Genomic DNA, 15147 nt, shown 5'->3' on the forward strand with positions numbered 1-15147 from the left:
GTCGCGTTTTTTGCGCCGTTTCGAGATCAATCATGCAGGATGCAACCCTCCCACGCCCGGCCCTGCTGGGCATCGACCTTGGCACCACCAACAGTCTTATCGCCGTCTGGCAGGACGGTCAGGCCCGGTTGATTCCCAACGCCCTCGGCGACGTGCTGACCCCGTCGGTGATCAGCCTCGATGAGGACGACACGATTCTGGTCGGCAAAGCTGCGCGCGCCCGACTGACTACGCATCCGGAGCGCAGCGCCGCGGCTTTCAAGCGCTTCATGGGCAGCGACAAGCAGATTGAACTGGGCAGTCGTCAGTTCAGCCCCGAAGAATTGTCGGCACTGGTGCTCGGCTCACTCAAGCAGGACGCCGAAGCCTTTCTCGGCCACCCGGTATCCGAAGCAGTGATTTCCGTACCGGCGTATTTCAGTGACGAGCAACGCAAACGCACGCTGTTTGCCGCCGAACTGGCTGGTTTGTCCGTGACGCGCCTGATCAACGAGCCGACCGCTGCCGCGATGGCCTATGGGCTGCACGAGCAGAAATTCGAACGCACGCTGATTTTCGATCTGGGCGGCGGCACCTTCGATGTCACGGTGCTGGAATATGCGCTGCCGCTGATTGAAGTGCATGCGTCCACCGGCGACAACTTCCTCGGCGGCGAAGACTTCACCGCCGCGCTGTTGCAGGCCTGCCTCAAGGCCTGGCAATTGACCCCGTCAATGGTCGATGCACAAGGCATGGCCAGCCTGGGTGATGCGCTGGAGCAGCTCAAGTGCAAACTCGGTGAAGGCACGCAGCATTTGAGCTGGCGCCATGCCGACAAGACATTTGAATGGTCGCTGGATGAAGCCGCTGCGGTGAAGATCTGGGAACCACTGCTCGGCCGCTTGCGCGCACCGATCGAACAAGCCCTGCGCGATGCCCGGCTCAAGCCCCGTGATCTCGACAGCCTGGTATTGGTGGGCGGTGCCACGCGAATGCCGGCGGTGCAGCAGATGGTCGCCACGCTGTTCGGGCGCCTGCCTTATCGTCATCTGGATCCCGACACCCTTGTCGCGCTCGGCGCGGCGACGCAAGCGGCGTGCAAGGCGCGCGACGGTGCGGTGGAAGAGCTGATCCTGACGGACGTCTGCCCTTACACACTGGGCATCGAGACCATGCGCGGCAAGGGTATCGAAGGCGCCTTCTCGCCCATCATCGAGCGCAACACCATCATTCCAACGTCTCGGGTGGAGCGCTATTACACGACGCATCCACGGCAGGAAAAAATCCGCATTGCGGTGTATCAGGGCGAACGTCCATGGGTACGCGACAACATTCTTATCGACGCTTTCGATGTCACGCTGATGCCCACCGAGCACATGCAGCAACTGGATGTGCGTTTCAGCTACGACATCAATGGCTTGCTCGAAGTTGACGTCACGCTGCTGGAAACAGGTGCACGGTACAGTCACAGCATCGACCGCAGCCCCACCGGACTCGATGAACAGGCCCGACAAAACAGTCATGACCGGCTCGCCGCGCTCAAGGTTCACCCGCGCGATGCACTACCCAACCGCACGCTGCTGGCACGTCTGGAGCGCGCATGGATGCAGAGCCTGGGGACGGAGCGCGAGCGCATTGCCGAATGGCTGCACAGTTTCACCACCGTGCTCGGCGGCCAGCAATCGTCAGAGATCGCCAGCCACCGCGCACAGCTCAACAGCGCGCTGGATGAGTTGCGCCTCTAGCCAATGAGCCGGCGCAACGCTGCCTGCAATCCACCGGACAATGGATCCTCACGGAAACTCTCCGGTGGCACGCCGTAGCGATTGGGCAGCTTCTCGCCAGGAAAACCGAACAGCACCAGCGGCAGAACCGGCAAAACCGGCGTCAGCCCCGCGAGTACCAGAAAGGTCGCGACGCCTCGGCCCATGTCGTGCAGGCGCCGCAGCATGGCACTGAGCAACAGCAGCAGCGCCACGGCCAACACAACGAAGGCCGAAGTCATTGAGCCACTGAACAATGCCAACAGCGGCGTCAGCAATACGATTCCGATCACCTGCCCGACAAATGCCTCACGCCCCAACCGTGTGCCCAGGCGCCAGGACGCTGTGGCGGCGACCGGACGTGTGTCGGCCTTGGCCAACAACAAGCGTTCGGACCACGACAGCAATGCGCTGAAGGCAAACCGTAAACCGAGCCCGTTCTGCGTATCGTCCTTGGCGCGTTGCAGGCGCATCAGGGTTTTCTGGCGTGGCACGCCGGCATTGCCGTAAAGCACCAGGTCCTTGAGCACGTCGAGCGCCAGGTAAAACGCGTCGATGTCGTTAACGCCTTCGTCTTCCAGAGCCTCGCGTGGTGGGCGCGCCGGCTCGCCTTTGATCAGACTGTGGCGGAAACCGTCGAACCAATCCTGGGGATTGACGATTTCGGTAATTCTGTCGAGCAGAAAGCGCCGCTGCTTGGCGTCAAACAGTCCGCAGTGATAGAGCACTGCCGTCAGGAGCATTCGTCCCAGCAGATCATCGTCAAATGCACTCAGATCGCTGCGCATGCATTCGAACAGGCGGTCGTTGCTCAACAGTCGCAGGCTGGCGAGCGCTTCCTGCACACCGCACATTTGTCGGGCCAGCAGCGCATGCACCGGGTCCGCCGTTTGCAGCAGGCCGAGCAAGCCCTCGCAGTTACCCTGTTCACGCAGTAAGCGTTGCAGCAACGGCTGCAACCGGCTGAGCGGATGGGCCGGGTTAAAAGGCAGCTGCTCCAGCCATCGCGCATCGATCAATGGCAACCAACGCTCGGTTTGCCCCAGCAATGCCAACAGGAACAGCGTTTGAGCGTGCCATTGCCATAGCGCCTCTGCCTCCCCCGGCGGCGGCAACTGCACATCGCCCTGGCTCAGTTGCAGCAGCAGCGCCAGCTCTGACAAATCGAGGGTGGCGTGCGCATCGTTCAGTTTGAAATCTTCGGCAATGCGCTCGAGCGCGGTGCGGCTGTAAGGACGCAATCTGCGTAACCAGAGTCGGCAGAGGCTGTGCGCAAAACCTTCCTTCAGGGCTTCGGGCAGTTGGGGCGAATCCGCGTTCGCATCGGTGTAGGCGCTCATCGCCAACGGAATCGGTGCTTGCGTCAACCAACGCACATGCTGCTCAGCCTGTTGCTTGAATCCGCTCAGCACCAACGCCTCAAGGGCATCCACCGGCAACGGTTCGTCGAGCATTTGCTGTAACAGCGGCACGTCACCGCGATGCAGTGCCCAGGCATGTCGATAGAGTCGCTGTAACCTTGGGTCGCCATGATTGCCAAGCAACAGTGCCAGCAATGGCAGCTCATCGTCGCTCATGCGCCAGTCGACGAAGGCCTTGGCCAGACCCTGAAGTTCGAGACTGCCAATGCCCATCCATCGCGCCAGGGTTTCCGGTCTTTGTGAAGGACTGCCATATTGCTGACTGACATGGTCGAGGTCGCGGGACCAGTCACTGAAAACCTGCGCTCGATCAAATGCCTGAATCAGCAGCGGCAGAAAGTCCGGCTGACGTTCTGCGCACATTGCCATCAAGTGGCTTTCGGCCGTCGGATGACGATAGTCCTGCCAGAGCCGGATCCAGCACGGCCACGCCTGATCGTCCAAGCCCAGTAGAGTGCTTTGACAGGCGAGCAGGTAGAGCCAATCGACATCCTCAGGGTTTTTGCCCTGCTGCTCTTCGCAACATTGCAGCAGCCCTGCCCCACCCATGCCCGCCTGAGTGAACTGCGTCACGAGCCGTTTGATGTACATTTCATCGTTCGGCAACGGCAGGCAGGTGTGCCGACTGGCAAAGTCGACGAATTCATGGAGCGGACGGTGGGCGAAGATAAAATCGAGACTGCGCGCGTACCACAGGGATTCGGTCTGCGCGGCTTCTGACCAGGCGCTCATCAGATCCGTATCGAACGGATCACCCGCCTTGATCCGTTGCAGAAATGCTTCAACACGCTGAGCGTCGTCAAACGACAGATCCAGCAACTGTTGGTCCCAGGCCATGCGCTCGGCCAACAGGTTTGCGCAACGATAGGACAGCGGCCCGGCGTCAGCCAGCCGATGGTACAAGCCCCAACTGAGGTCATCGAGAGACTCGAGAGGTAGTTGATCCAGCCCTCGGATAAACGACTGCCAGGCTGCGAAATCGAAGCGCCGTACAGGGTCGTCAAGCAACTCGCAGAAATCCACGAAGGCCTGCGGCACCTCGATGATTGTCTGTTCCGGCTCTTCGTATTCCTCGAATTCTTCTGGTTCTTCTTCATCGCCTTCGCGTGCCAGACGAAGCGCTTTTTCGTAGGCCATGCGCAGCGCCTGAAAACCTTCGGGATCGGTCTCCGGGTGATGTTCCGGCAGGCGCGTGCGATAGGCGTTGCGAATGAGGGTTTCGTCGGTGGTGGGTTCGATGCCCAAGCGGATCCAGCAACTCATGACCAGTCGAACTCCTTGAGCGATTCGGGACGTTGCGACAGATCAAGCGCCATCTGCCAAGGCAAGTCCGCGAGGAACTGCGGGATGTTCCGGTCGAGCCCACGGGCAATCAGCAGGTTATGCGAACTCTGCCCTTGTCGATCCAGTTCAAACGCCAGCTCATCGTCACTTTTACTTAAGCAACACCAGAAGGAACGGCCGACAAGGAAACCATTGAAGTAAGCCATCCAGCTGCCGTAATGGTATTGCGCTCTGACGGCCAGACGACCATGCAACCAATTGCTTTCTACCAGATCGATCCACTGGTTGCGCACGGCGCAACGCAAGAGAAACCCCATCCGCCCGTAGTCCCAGGACAAGATCCCACCCGGCCCGCAACTGCCAAACGTGCGACTGGCAAACTCATGCAGGATGCGCTCTCGCGGTTCGAGGCGCTCAAGCAATGCCTGCCACTCACCCGGCAGACAACGCTGCCACGCCCGATAAGCCGCTTCGAGGTGCGTGGCATGGCCGTCATCGGCCATGCGCTCGATCATGTCGAACAGCTGCTGCCGGTTGTCGATGCCCCAGCTGTCTTTAAGATCGATGTAGTTGTCGTCGCAGAAAGCCGGATCGTCGTACCCGGCTCCAGGATTGAGCGCCGCCATCGGTGCAGACAGGGCACACAGCCAACGCTGTTGAATCTCATCCATGAAAAAGGCTCCAGGCCGACCGAGTGAGTAATAGGAGGTCGGCAAAACTGCGGCGGATTGTAGAGAAACCGCCGCCGGGCGGCAAAGCCGGTTTTCAGCGCGCACAAAAAAGGCCCCGACGTATCGGGGCCTTCGTTCAGCGGCTCATCGCTTGTTCAGACGATTGTGTGTCTTCGCGTGAATCAGTGCTGCAGAACCGGTTTTTGCGTCCCGTTGATCGGGATGCGCTTGGCCTTCGCCTCTTCCGGGATCACTCGCAACAGGTCGATGCTCAGCAGACCGTTGCTCAGATCGGCAGCCTTGATCTCGATGTGATCGGCCAGACGGAAGGACAGTTTGAAAGCACGCTGGGCGATGCCCTGGTGCAGGAAGGTCACGTCTTCGTTGGCGTCACGCTTGCCGCCACTGATGGTCAACACGCCCTTCTCGACTTGCAGCTCCAGGTCTTCTTCCTGGAAACCAGCGGCGGCTACGACGATGCGGTATTGATCGTCACCGTGTTTTTCCACGTTGTAGGGTGGATAGCTGCTGCCTGGTTCGTTGCGCAGGGCCGTTTCGAACAGGTCGTTGAAGCGGTCGAAACCTACCGAGGAACGGAACAGTGGCGCGAGGGAAAATGCAGTACTCATGGTTCAAATCTCCTGAAAACAATCAGCAAGGTTTTTTATCTCCGCGACCCGAATTCGGCATCGCGTAACCCTTAGATAGGGACCGCTGATTTGATTTCAAGAGAGTATTTGCAGATTTTTTTCAGGCCACTTCGGCGACCGGCAGACCGAGTAAACGCGAGACGTGATCCAGTTCCGTCTCACGGCGCAGCACGGTAAACAGCTCGGTGGCTTCAGGGTAATTGCGGGTCAACATGGCCAGCCACTGCTTCAAACGGCCCGGCGATTGACGTGCGGTCATCTGCGCTTTGGCTTGCAGCCAGAAATCCTGGATCAGTGGCAGCAGCTCGGCCCAGGTCATCTCGACCACTTCCTCGCCGGCGCGTGCAGCGGCGATTTGCCTGGCCAGATCCGGCCGCGAAACCAGACCACGGCCGAGCATGATGTCTTCCACGCCGCTGATTTCGCGGCAACGACGCCAGTCCTCAACGCTCCAGATATCACCATTGGCGAACACCGGCACCTTGACCACTTCCTGCACGCGCGGGATCCATTCCCAGTGCGCGGGCGGTTTGTAACCGTCCATTTTGGTCCGGGCGTGCACCACGATGTGCTCGGCGCCGCCTTCGGCCAGTGCCGTGGCACAGACGAGCGAGCCATCCGGGCTGTCGAAGCCCAGCCGCATCTTGGCCGTGACGGGAATGTGCGCAGGCACGGCGCGACGCACGTGCTCGACGATCTGGTTGAGCAGTTCGGGCTCTTTGAGCAGCACCGCACCGCCACGGGATTTATTGACTGTTTTGGCCGGGCAGCCGAAGTTGAGGTCGATCACTTCAGAGCCGAGTTCGCAGGCCAACGCAGCGTTTTCCGCCAGACACACCGGATCAGAGCCCAATAGCTGCACACGCAACGGCACACCCGACGCGGTGCGGGCACCGTTGAGCAGTTCCGGGCCGAACTTGTGGAAGTAGGCTGGGGTGAGCAACTGGTCATTGACGCGAATAAATTCGGTCACGCACCAGTCGATGCCGCCAACGCGGGTCAGCACGTCGCGAAGGATGTCGTCGACCAACCCCTCCATGGGCGCCAGAGCAATTTGCATGGGGAAAACACTACTTGAGGAAAAACGTGCGGCAGTTTACTGGATTGCGCAGGTTAAACCCACGACCACCTACAGGGGATTACGCTGACTCTGGAGCCTGGATCGCCGGGCCGTAGCCTTCGATGAACTCCGCCGGCATGCGCTTGGGCTTGCCGGTGGACAGTTCGATGCAGACGAACGTGGTCTGGGCGCGCAGCAGCGTCGCGTGGTCGCTTGGGCGGATCAGCTGGAAATGCCGGGTCATTTTCAGACGTTGATCCCAATCGACGATCCAGGTCGCCAATTGCAGCTCGTCGCCTTCATAGGCCGCCGCCAGGTAATCGATCTCGTGGCGCACCACGGCCATTGCACGATCCAGCCGCCGGTACTCGACCAGATCCAGCCCCAGACGCTGCGAGTGGCGCCAGGCGCAACGTTCAAGCCAGGTCACGTACACCGCGTTGTTGGCGTGCCCCAGCCCGTCGATGTCCTCGGCGCCCACTTGCAGATCAATGGTAAACGGCGTCGCCCGATCCCAGCTCATGCCCCACTCCCGGTCAGATTATTCAACCGGGGCAGTGTAACGGATGCTCACGCCGATTGGCGCGCCTGAAGGCTGCGACCGGTCAGCAGTGATAACACGCCATCAATCACCCGAGGGTCGGCCAGCACGCGTTGATGACCACCGCTTTCGAGGCGCAACAAGCGGCTGTCGAACCAGGATTCGTGGATCAATTGCGATTCCTTGACCGAGACAAAATTGTCGTCCTCGGCATGCACGATCAGCCCGGGCATATCCAGTTGATAGTGCGCGACGTCGAGGGTGGCGGCGCGCATGCCGACATCTTGCTCGACCTGGCGAATGAATGCGGAACGCGCTCGGGGCGGCATCCCCACGTAGCGGGCAAATCCGCGCAGCACGCCAAGAATGCGGGCGGGAGCGGCAATGCTGACGAGGGTTTCGGTGCGCAGGCCCAATTGCACGGCGAGCATCGCACTGGCGCCGCCCATGGAGTGACCGATAACAGCTTGCAGGGGCGGCAGCTCGGCAGCAGCTTCAAGCATGGCGCGGGCAAACAACACAACGTTGGCCTCACGCCCCGGCGACCGACCATGGGCCGGGCCGTCGAGTGCAACCACCGTGTAACCGGCGTCGACCAGAGCGGTGATCAGCGCAGCAAATTGAGTGGGTCGCCCTTCCCAACCGTGCATCAGCAGCACCGTCGGACCGTGCCCCCAACGCAGTGCGGAGAGGCCGAAGCGCAAAGTGATCCGTTCTGAGTTGGCCAGCAGCGGCAACTCCCAATCGCGCAAGGGCAACGCGCGCGGCGTCATGAACGCCAGGCGCATTTTGCTCGCCACCCGTTGCGGTGCAATCCAGCCCAAGGTGCCATTTACGCCACGAACCCACTTCAACGTGTTCATCGCTCTCTCCTCAGGCGTGCTGCCTTCAGGTCAACGCACCGCCGACTTGGCGGCGCGCAGCAATCGATCGGATAAGTCTCCCGGGCCGAGCGCTCTTGCGAGTGCCAGACCACCCACCATCAAGGCCACGTCGGCCAAGGCTTTGTCGGTGTCCTCAGGGCTGGACGCCAACTGCGCAATCATCAATTCCAGGTGCTCGTTCAGCGCTGTGCGGAACGACTCCGGCAAACGACCCAGTTCGCCAATGGAGGCAGGAATCGGACAGGCCGATTCGCTGGAATCGCGATGCTTGCGCGACAGGTAGAACGCAGCGACCAGCGCGCGGCGCTCTTCGCCAGTCAATTCGGTGTCCATGTCGGCAATCAGGTCGCGACGCCGGCCCAGCAACTGCTTGAACGCTTCGAGCATCATCGCGTCCTTGCTTTCGAAGTGCGCATAGAAGCCACCGACCGTCAGGCCGACTGCGCCCATCACTTCGCCCACGCTTGGGTCTGCCGGGCCGCGCTGGATCAGTGCGGCGCTGGCAGCCTTGAGGATGCGTTCGCGGGTTTGAGCTTTTTTATCGTTCATCGTCGCCTCCGAATATTACGACTAGAATATTATTCTCATAATAATATTCTGCAAGTCAAGGATATGACCGCTGGTCTGAAGCACAGTGTAAGGAAAAAGGAGAGTTGGCCAAACGCCAGACAAACAAAAGGGCCATTCAATAATTGAATGACCCTTATAAATCCCGCAGAGCGGGTAATCGTGGCGTCCCCTAGGGGACTCGAACCCCTGTTACCGCCGTGAAAGGGCGGTGTCCTAGGCCACTAGACGAAGGGGACACAAACCCTTCTATACAACTGATCAGTGCTGAGAGCTGATCGATTCAAGGCCGGTGTGGCCAGACCTTGAACTTGTAAAATTGGTGGAGCTTAGCGGGATCGAACCGCTGACCTCCTGCATGCCATGCAGGCGCTCTCCCAGCTGAGCTAAAGCCCCGGATTTTTCGCCTCGCGGCGGAGTGACATCTTGCAACATCACTTCTGTAAAACTGGCGTCCCCTAGGGGACTCGAACCCCTGTTACCGCCGTGAAAGGGCGGTGTCCTAGGCCACTAGACGAAGGGGACGCAAACCCTTCTATACAACTGATCAACGCTGAGTGTTGATCGCTTCAAGGCCGGTGTGGCCAGACCTTGAAGTGTAAATTGGTGGAGCTAAGCGGGATCGAACCGCTGACCTCCTGCATGCCATGCAGGCGCTCTCCCAGCTGAGCTATAGCCCCTCATCGTTGATGTCATCGCTGAGGACGGGGCGAATCTTAATGGCGCTTCGGAGGGCTGTCAAACTTATTTTTAAAAAAAATCAAAGTTTTTTGCCGACATAACAATCACTTACCGCCCTCCCCCCGTAAATTCGGGAGGTTTACAACCTGCGCAGAACGGTAGGAGCTGCCGAAGGCTGCGATCTTTTGATCCTGTTTTTAAAAACCAACGTCAAAAGATCGCAGTGTGCCGCAGCGCCAACAGGGGAATCAGGCGATGGCGCCCAGCAGTTTTTCCCACTCTTTGTTTTCTTTCTTCGACACGCCGCCCAGCAGGTCGATCGCCTGACGCAGACGGAAGCGGGTCAGGTCCGGCCCGAGGATTTCCATCGCATCGAGCACCGACACCGAACTCGCCTGCCCGGTGATTGCCGCGAACATCAACGGCATCGCATCACGCAGTTTCAGCTCCAGCGACTCAACCACCGCCTGAATCGTCGCTGTGATGCTGTCCTTCTCCCACTGACGCAGGCTTTCCAGCTTCCACAGAATCAACTGCATCAACTGCCGAACCTGATCGCCCGAGAGCTTTTTCGATTCAAACAGCTTGGCATCCGGATTAACGCCGCCGGCGAAGAAGAACCCGGCCAACGGTGCGACCTGGCTGAAGGTTTCAACACGGCCCTGCACATGCGGCGCGATCTTCATCATGTATTCCGGGTTCAGCGCCCATGTCTGCAAACGGCTGGCGAACTCTTCGACCGGCAGATCACGCAGCCACTGGCCGTTGAGCCACGACAGTTTCTCGATGTCGAAGATCGGTCCGCCGAGGGACACACGCTTGAGGTCGAAGTTGTCGACCATTTCCTGAAGCGAGAACTTCTCGCGCTCGTCCGGCATCGACCAGCCCATGCGGCCCAGGTAGTTGAGCATCGCTTCCGGCATGAAGCCCATGCGCTCGTAGAACGTCACCGACGTCGGGTTCTTGCGCTTGGACAGCTTGCTCTTGTCCGGGTTACGCAGGAGCGGCATGTAGCACAGCTCTGGTTGTTCCCAGCCGAAGTACTCGTAAAGCAGGATCAGTTTTGGCGCCGACGGCAGCCATTCTTCGCCGCGCAGTACGTGGGTGATGCCCATCAAGTGATCGTCGACCACGTTGGCGAGGAAGTACGTCGGCAGGCCGTCGGTCTTCATCAGCACTTGCATGTCCATGCGGTCCCACGGGATCTCGACATCACCACGCAGCATATCCGGCACCACGCAGACGCCTTCGCTCGGCACTTTCATGCGGATCACGTGAGGCTCGCCAGCGGCCAGGCGAGAAGCGACTTCTTCTTTGGACAGCAGCAGCGCGCGGCCGTCGTAACGTGGAGTTTCGCCACGCGCCTGTTGCTCGGCGCGCATCTGGTCCAGCTCTTCTGCCGTGCAGAAGCACGGGAAAGCGTGACCCAGCTCAACCAGTTGCTGGCAATATTTCTGGTAGATATCGCCGCGCTCGCTCTGGCGATACGGGCCGTGCGGGCCGCCGACGTCCGGGCCTTCGCTCCACTCGATGCCGAGCCAGCGCAGGGCGTCGAAGATCTGCTGTTCGGACTCGCGGGTCGAACGCAACTGATCGGTGTCTTCGATCCGCAGGATGAACTCACCGCCATGCTGCTTGGCAAAGCAGTAGTTGAACAATGCGATGTAAGCGGTACCTACATGGGGATCCCCGGTAGGCGATGGCGCGATGCGAGTGCGGACGGTGGTCATGGCATGTCTCGAAAAGAATGAAAAGCAAAGATCAATAAGCGGCGAATGGTAACAGGCGACACCCGCCCCGCTCCAGCGGGCAGGGTATTTAAGCCAGGTTTGTGTCCGTCAGGTCGGTTGGCCGCGATGAGGGCGGATAGCTCACCGCACAATTACACAGCCAAAAGACGCTCGCGCAGCTTGGCAATTTCATCACGCATCTGCGCCGCCGCTTCAAACTCCAGGTCCCGAGCAAGCTGATACATCTTCTCTTCCAGCGCCCGAATCCGCTTGGTGATCTCGCTTGGCGAGCGCAATTCGGCCTCGTACTTGGCGTTTTCTTCGGCGGCCTTGGCCATGCCCTTGCGCTTCTTGCTGCGCGAGCCGGGTACCGTGGCGCCTTCCATGATGTCGGCAACGTCCTTGAACACACCCTTAGGCGTGATGCCATTGGCCAAGTTGAAAGCGATCTGCTTGTCGCGACGGCGTTCGGTTTCGCCAATCGCGCGTTCCATCGAACCGGTAATGCGATCGGCGTAGAGAATCGCCCGGCCATTGAGATTACGCGCCGCACGGCCGATGGTCTGGATCAGCGAGCGCTCGGAGCGCAGGAAGCCTTCCTTGTCCGCATCGAGGATCGCTACCAGCGACACCTCCGGCATGTCCAGGCCTTCACGCAACAGGTTGATCCCGACCAGTACATCAAAGGTGCCGAGGCGCAGGTCACGGATGATTTCAACCCGCTCGACGGTGTCGATATCCGAGTGCAGATAACGCACACGCACGCCGTGGTCGGCGAGGTAATCGGTCAAATCCTCCGACATGCGCTTGGTCAGCGTGGTGACCAACACGCGCTCTTCCAGCGCCACACGCTTGGTGATTTCCGAGAGCAGATCATCAACCTGAGTCAACGCCGGACGGATTTCGATTTGCGGGTCCACCAGACCGGTCGGACGCACCAGTTGCTCGACAACGCGACCGGCGTGCTCCGCCTCGTAATTGCCCGGCGTGGCCGAGACAAAAATCGTTTGCGGGCTGATGCCTTCGAATTCGTCGAAACGCATAGGCCGGTTGTCCAGCGCCGATGGCAGACGAAAACCGTACTCCACCAGGGTTTCTTTACGCGAGCGGTCGCCTTTATACATCGCGCCGACCTGCGGCACGCTGACGTGGGATTCGTCGATCACCAGCAAGGCGTCGGCCGGCAGGTAGTCGAACAAGGTCGGCGGCGCCTGACCGGAGTCGCGACCCGAGAGGTAACGTGAGTAGTTTTCGATGCCGTTGCAGTAGCCCAGCTCAAGAATCATCTCCAGATCGAAACGAGTGCGCTGCTCCAGACGCTGGGCTTCCACCAGTTTGTTGTTGCTGCGCAGGTATTCGAGACGCTCCTGCAACTCGACCTTGATGCCCTCGATGGCGCCAAGCAGGGTTTCGCGCGGCGTCACGTAGTGGCTTTTCGGGTAAAACGTGAAGCGCGGCATCTTGCGGATGACTTCGCCGGTCAGCGGATCGAACGCGGAAATACTCTCGACCTCGTCATCGAACAGCTCGATGCGGATGGCTTCCAGATCCGATTCCGCCGGGTAGATGTCGATCACATCGCCGCGTACGCGAAAGGTCGCGCGGGCAAAATCCATGTCATTGCGGGTGTATTGCAGATCGGCCAGACGCCGCAGCAGCGCACGCTGATCAAGTTTGTCGCCGCGATCGACGTGCAACACCATCTTCAAATAGGTTTCCGGGCTACCCAGACCATAGATGCAAGACACCGTGGTAACGATGATCGAGTCCTTGCGCTCCAGCAGCGCTTTGGTCGCGGAAAGGCGCATCTGTTCAATGTGGTCGTTGATCGACGCATCCTTCTCGATGAAGGTGTCGGACGACGGCACATACGCTTCGGGCTGGTAGTAGTCGTAGTAGGAAACAAAGTACTCGACCGAGTTGTTCGGGAAAAACGCCTTGAACTCGCCGTACAGCTGCGCGGCCAAGGTCTTGTTCGGCGCCAGCACCAGAGTCGGGCGCTGAATTTGCGCGATGACATTGGCGATGCTGAAGGTCTTGCCCGAGCCGGTCACACCGAGCAGCGTCTGGTGCGCCAACCCGGCCTCGATGCCCTCAACCAACTGGCGGATGGCTTCCGGCTGATCGCCGGCGGGCTCAAAGCGGGTGACTAGCTGGAATTCGGACATACACACCTCTGGGATCGCGGGGTTCCGAGTAAAGCGGAACACCACGGGGACGACCGCAAACGACCGATGTCGCGCAAGAAAAATCTGGATTGTGCTGAATGTGGTGGCGATTGCCTTGGCTTTCAAGGCAAACGTCCTACATCCGGTAAAAACTCTGACACGTTCAATCGACTAACGGTCAAGAAATAATCGGAAAAACTTACCCTAAAAGCCGAATCGCCTGTCGCCATTGCTCGGTGATGGCCTCTATACTAGCTCCCCGTTTGTGCACCGCTCTAGTGCATCCGGCTGGAGCGCGACACGTCCCTCCACTCTCCATTCAGAGCCGCCGCAAAAATGAGCCTGTTCTCCGCTGTCGAAATGGCACCCCGCGATCCAATCCTGGGCCTCAACGAAGCATTCAACGCCGATACCCGGACCACGAAGGTCAACCTGGGCGTAGGTGTTTACTGCAACGAAGAGGGGCGAATTCCACTTCTGCGCGCCGTTATCGAAGCCGAAACGATCCGCGTCGCTCAACACGCTTCGCGCGGTTACCTGCCGATCGATGGTATCGCTGCCTACGACCAGGCCGTGCAAAAGCTGCTGTTCGGTAATGATTCGCCGCTGATCAGCGCCGGTCGCGTCATCACCACTCAGGCCGTCGGCGGGACCGGCGCACTGAAAATCGGTGCCGACTTCCTCAAGCAACTGCTGCCGAACGCGGTTGTGGCGATCAGCGACCCGAGCTGGGAAAACCACCGCGCGCTGTTCGAAACCGCCGGTTTCCCGGTGCAGAACTACCGTTACTACGATGCTGCCACCCACGACGTGAACCGTACTGGCATGCTCGAGGACCTCAACGCCCTGCCAAACGGCTCGATCGTTATCCTGCACGCATGCTGCCACAACCCGACCGGTGTCGACCTGACCCCGGCGGACTGGAACAACGTGCTGGAAGTGGTCAAGGCCAAAGGTCACGTGCCGTTCCTCGACATGGCTTACCAGGGCTTCGGTGACGGCATCGACGAAGACGCCGCGGCTGTGCGCCTGTTCGCAGAATCGGGCCTGACCTTCTTCGTTTCGAGTTCGTTCTCCAAGTCGTTCTCGCTGTATGGCGAGCGCGTAGGTGCACTGTCGATCATCAGCGAGTCGAAAGAAGAAAGCGCGCGCGTGCTGTCGCAAGTCAAACGCGTGATCCGCACCAACTACTCCAACCCGCCGACCCACGGTGCAAGCATCGTCGCCGCCGTGTTGAACAGCCCGGAACTGCGCGCGCAGTGGGAAGCCGAACTGGCGGAAATGCGCCTGCGTATTCGCGGCATGCGCGAGCAAATGGTCAGCCTGCTGGCAGAAAAAGCACCGCAGCGCGACTTCAGCTTCGTCGGCCGTCAGCGTGGCATGTTCTCCTACTCCGGCCTGACCACTGAACAGGTTCATCGCCTGCGCAACGAGTTCGGCATCTATGCCCTGGACACCGGCCGCATCTGCGTGGCGGCTCTGAACCAGAGCAACATCAAGGCTGTAACCGATGCGATTGTTCAGGTCATCTGATTTCGCATTGTGATGAAAAACGGGAAGCCTTCTGGCTTCCCGTTTTTATTTGTCCCGGTAAACAGTCCACACCCTCTAAACTGCACACAGATTTAACTGTGGGAGCGAGCCTGCTCGCGAAAGCGCTGTGTCATTCAACTTATTGTCGACTGACACAAAGCCTTCGAGCAGGCTCGCTCCCACAGGGTATGAGTCAACCCGAGAATTCTGCGAGA

The 15147-nt window shown here is 59.6% G+C and carries 11 protein-coding genes and 4 tRNA genes; 2 read left to right on the forward strand and 13 right to left on the reverse strand.

Features of this window, described 5'->3' with window-relative positions; genetic code table 11:
* Nucleotides 1–32: 32 nt before the first annotated feature.
* Nucleotides 33–1724, forward strand: a complete 1692-nt coding sequence (locus AB4P92_RS05620) for a molecular chaperone HscC (RefSeq protein ID WP_115147580.1) — start codon at nucleotides 33–35, stop codon at nucleotides 1722–1724.
* Here the strand turns inward: AB4P92_RS05620 and AB4P92_RS05625 are convergent.
* The 13 genes from AB4P92_RS05625 to uvrB all read right to left on the reverse strand — a co-directional run bounded on the left by AB4P92_RS05625 (nucleotide 1721) and on the right by uvrB (nucleotide 13399).
* Nucleotides 1721–4426, reverse strand: a complete 2706-nt coding sequence (locus tag AB4P92_RS05625) for a DUF805 domain-containing protein (protein WP_395599068.1) — start codon at nucleotides 4424–4426, stop codon at nucleotides 1721–1723. The genes AB4P92_RS05620 and AB4P92_RS05625 overlap by 4 nt on opposite strands.
* Nucleotides 4423–5118, reverse strand: coding sequence for a DUF1266 domain-containing protein (locus tag AB4P92_RS05630; RefSeq protein ID WP_042558598.1), 696 nt, complete (start codon nucleotides 5116–5118; stop codon nucleotides 4423–4425). The genes AB4P92_RS05625 and AB4P92_RS05630 overlap by 4 nt, the downstream gene beginning before the upstream one ends.
* A gap of 182 nt (nucleotides 5119–5300) precedes the next feature.
* Complete coding sequence (locus AB4P92_RS05635) at nucleotides 5301–5747, reverse strand: Hsp20 family protein (RefSeq protein WP_042558597.1); 447 nt, start codon at nucleotides 5745–5747, stop codon at nucleotides 5301–5303.
* Nucleotides 5748–5868: 121 nt separating this feature from the next.
* Nucleotides 5869–6828 carry a tRNA-dihydrouridine synthase gene (locus AB4P92_RS05640; RefSeq protein WP_042558596.1) on the reverse strand — a complete coding sequence of 320 codons (960 nt, stop codon included), beginning with the start codon at nucleotides 6826–6828 and terminating at the stop codon, nucleotides 5869–5871.
* Nucleotides 6829–6907: 79 nt separating this feature from the next.
* Nucleotides 6908–7351 carry a thioesterase family protein gene (locus AB4P92_RS05645; RefSeq protein ID WP_115147582.1) on the reverse strand — a complete coding sequence of 148 codons (444 nt, stop codon included), beginning with the start codon at nucleotides 7349–7351 and terminating at the stop codon, nucleotides 6908–6910.
* A gap of 47 nt (nucleotides 7352–7398) precedes the next feature.
* Nucleotides 7399–8232: an alpha/beta fold hydrolase gene (locus AB4P92_RS05650; protein ID WP_042558594.1), complete on the reverse strand. Its 834-nt coding sequence runs from the start codon at nucleotides 8230–8232 to the stop codon at nucleotides 7399–7401.
* 30 nt (nucleotides 8233–8262) lie between these two features.
* Nucleotides 8263–8802, reverse strand: a complete 540-nt coding sequence (locus tag AB4P92_RS05655; protein WP_395599069.1) for a TetR/AcrR family transcriptional regulator — start codon at nucleotides 8800–8802, stop codon at nucleotides 8263–8265.
* A gap of 181 nt (nucleotides 8803–8983) precedes the next feature.
* Nucleotides 8984–9059: transfer RNA gene (locus tag AB4P92_RS05660), tRNA-Glu, on the reverse strand.
* Nucleotides 9060–9140: 81 nt separating this feature from the next.
* Nucleotides 9141–9216: transfer RNA gene (locus AB4P92_RS05665), tRNA-Ala, on the reverse strand.
* A gap of 53 nt (nucleotides 9217–9269) precedes the next feature.
* Nucleotides 9270–9345, reverse strand: a tRNA-Glu gene (locus tag AB4P92_RS05670).
* Nucleotides 9346–9424: 79 nt separating this feature from the next.
* A tRNA-Ala gene (locus AB4P92_RS05675) sits at nucleotides 9425–9500 on the reverse strand.
* Between the two features lie 249 nt (nucleotides 9501–9749).
* Nucleotides 9750–11231 carry a glutamate--tRNA ligase gene (gene gltX / locus AB4P92_RS05680; RefSeq protein WP_042558592.1) on the reverse strand — a complete coding sequence of 494 codons (1482 nt, stop codon included), beginning with the start codon at nucleotides 11229–11231 and terminating at the stop codon, nucleotides 9750–9752.
* Between the two features lie 152 nt (nucleotides 11232–11383).
* Nucleotides 11384–13399, reverse strand: a complete 2016-nt coding sequence (gene uvrB / locus AB4P92_RS05685) for an excinuclease ABC subunit UvrB (RefSeq protein ID WP_115147583.1) — start codon at nucleotides 13397–13399, stop codon at nucleotides 11384–11386.
* A 336-nt stretch (nucleotides 13400–13735) separates the two neighbouring features.
* Between uvrB and AB4P92_RS05690 the strand changes: the two genes are divergently transcribed.
* A complete protein-coding gene (locus tag AB4P92_RS05690) occupies nucleotides 13736–14932 on the forward strand; it encodes an amino acid aminotransferase (RefSeq protein WP_042558590.1) in 1197 nt (398 codons plus the stop codon).
* Nucleotides 14933–15147: the final 215 nt, after the last annotated feature.

The organism is Pseudomonas sp. A0308 (genome assembly GCF_044218815.1).
Lineage (GTDB): Bacteria > Pseudomonadota > Gammaproteobacteria > Pseudomonadales > Pseudomonadaceae > Aquipseudomonas > Aquipseudomonas iridis.

What these genes read in the sequence shown, in the direction of transcription:
- gltX (WP_042558592.1), bottom strand. Translation starts at nt 11,231, where the DNA reads ATGACCACCGTCCGCACTCGCATCGCGCCATCGCCTACCGGGGATCCC.
- AB4P92_RS05645 (WP_115147582.1), bottom strand. Translation starts at nt 7,351, where the DNA reads ATGAGCTGGGATCGGGCGACGCCGTTTACCATTGATCTGCAAGTGGGC.
- uvrB (WP_115147583.1), bottom strand. Translation starts at nt 13,399, where the DNA reads ATGTCCGAATTCCAGCTAGTCACCCGCTTTGAGCCCGCCGGCGATCAG.
- AB4P92_RS05640 (WP_042558596.1), bottom strand. Translation starts at nt 6,828, where the DNA reads ATGCAAATTGCTCTGGCGCCCATGGAGGGGTTGGTCGACGACATCCTT.
- AB4P92_RS05625 (WP_395599068.1), bottom strand. Translation starts at nt 4,426, where the DNA reads ATGAGTTGCTGGATCCGCTTGGGCATCGAACCCACCACCGACGAAACC.
- AB4P92_RS05650 (WP_042558594.1), bottom strand. Translation starts at nt 8,232, where the DNA reads ATGAACACGTTGAAGTGGGTTCGTGGCGTAAATGGCACCTTGGGCTGG.
- AB4P92_RS05630 (WP_042558598.1), bottom strand. Translation starts at nt 5,118, where the DNA reads ATGGATGAGATTCAACAGCGTTGGCTGTGTGCCCTGTCTGCACCGATG.
- AB4P92_RS05635 (WP_042558597.1), bottom strand. Translation starts at nt 5,747, where the DNA reads ATGAGTACTGCATTTTCCCTCGCGCCACTGTTCCGTTCCTCGGTAGGT.
- AB4P92_RS05620 (WP_115147580.1), top strand. Translation starts at nt 33, where the DNA reads ATGCAGGATGCAACCCTCCCACGCCCGGCCCTGCTGGGCATCGACCTT.
- AB4P92_RS05655 (WP_395599069.1), bottom strand. Translation starts at nt 8,802, where the DNA reads ATGAACGATAAAAAAGCTCAAACCCGCGAACGCATCCTCAAGGCTGCC.
- AB4P92_RS05690 (WP_042558590.1), top strand. Translation starts at nt 13,736, where the DNA reads ATGAGCCTGTTCTCCGCTGTCGAAATGGCACCCCGCGATCCAATCCTG.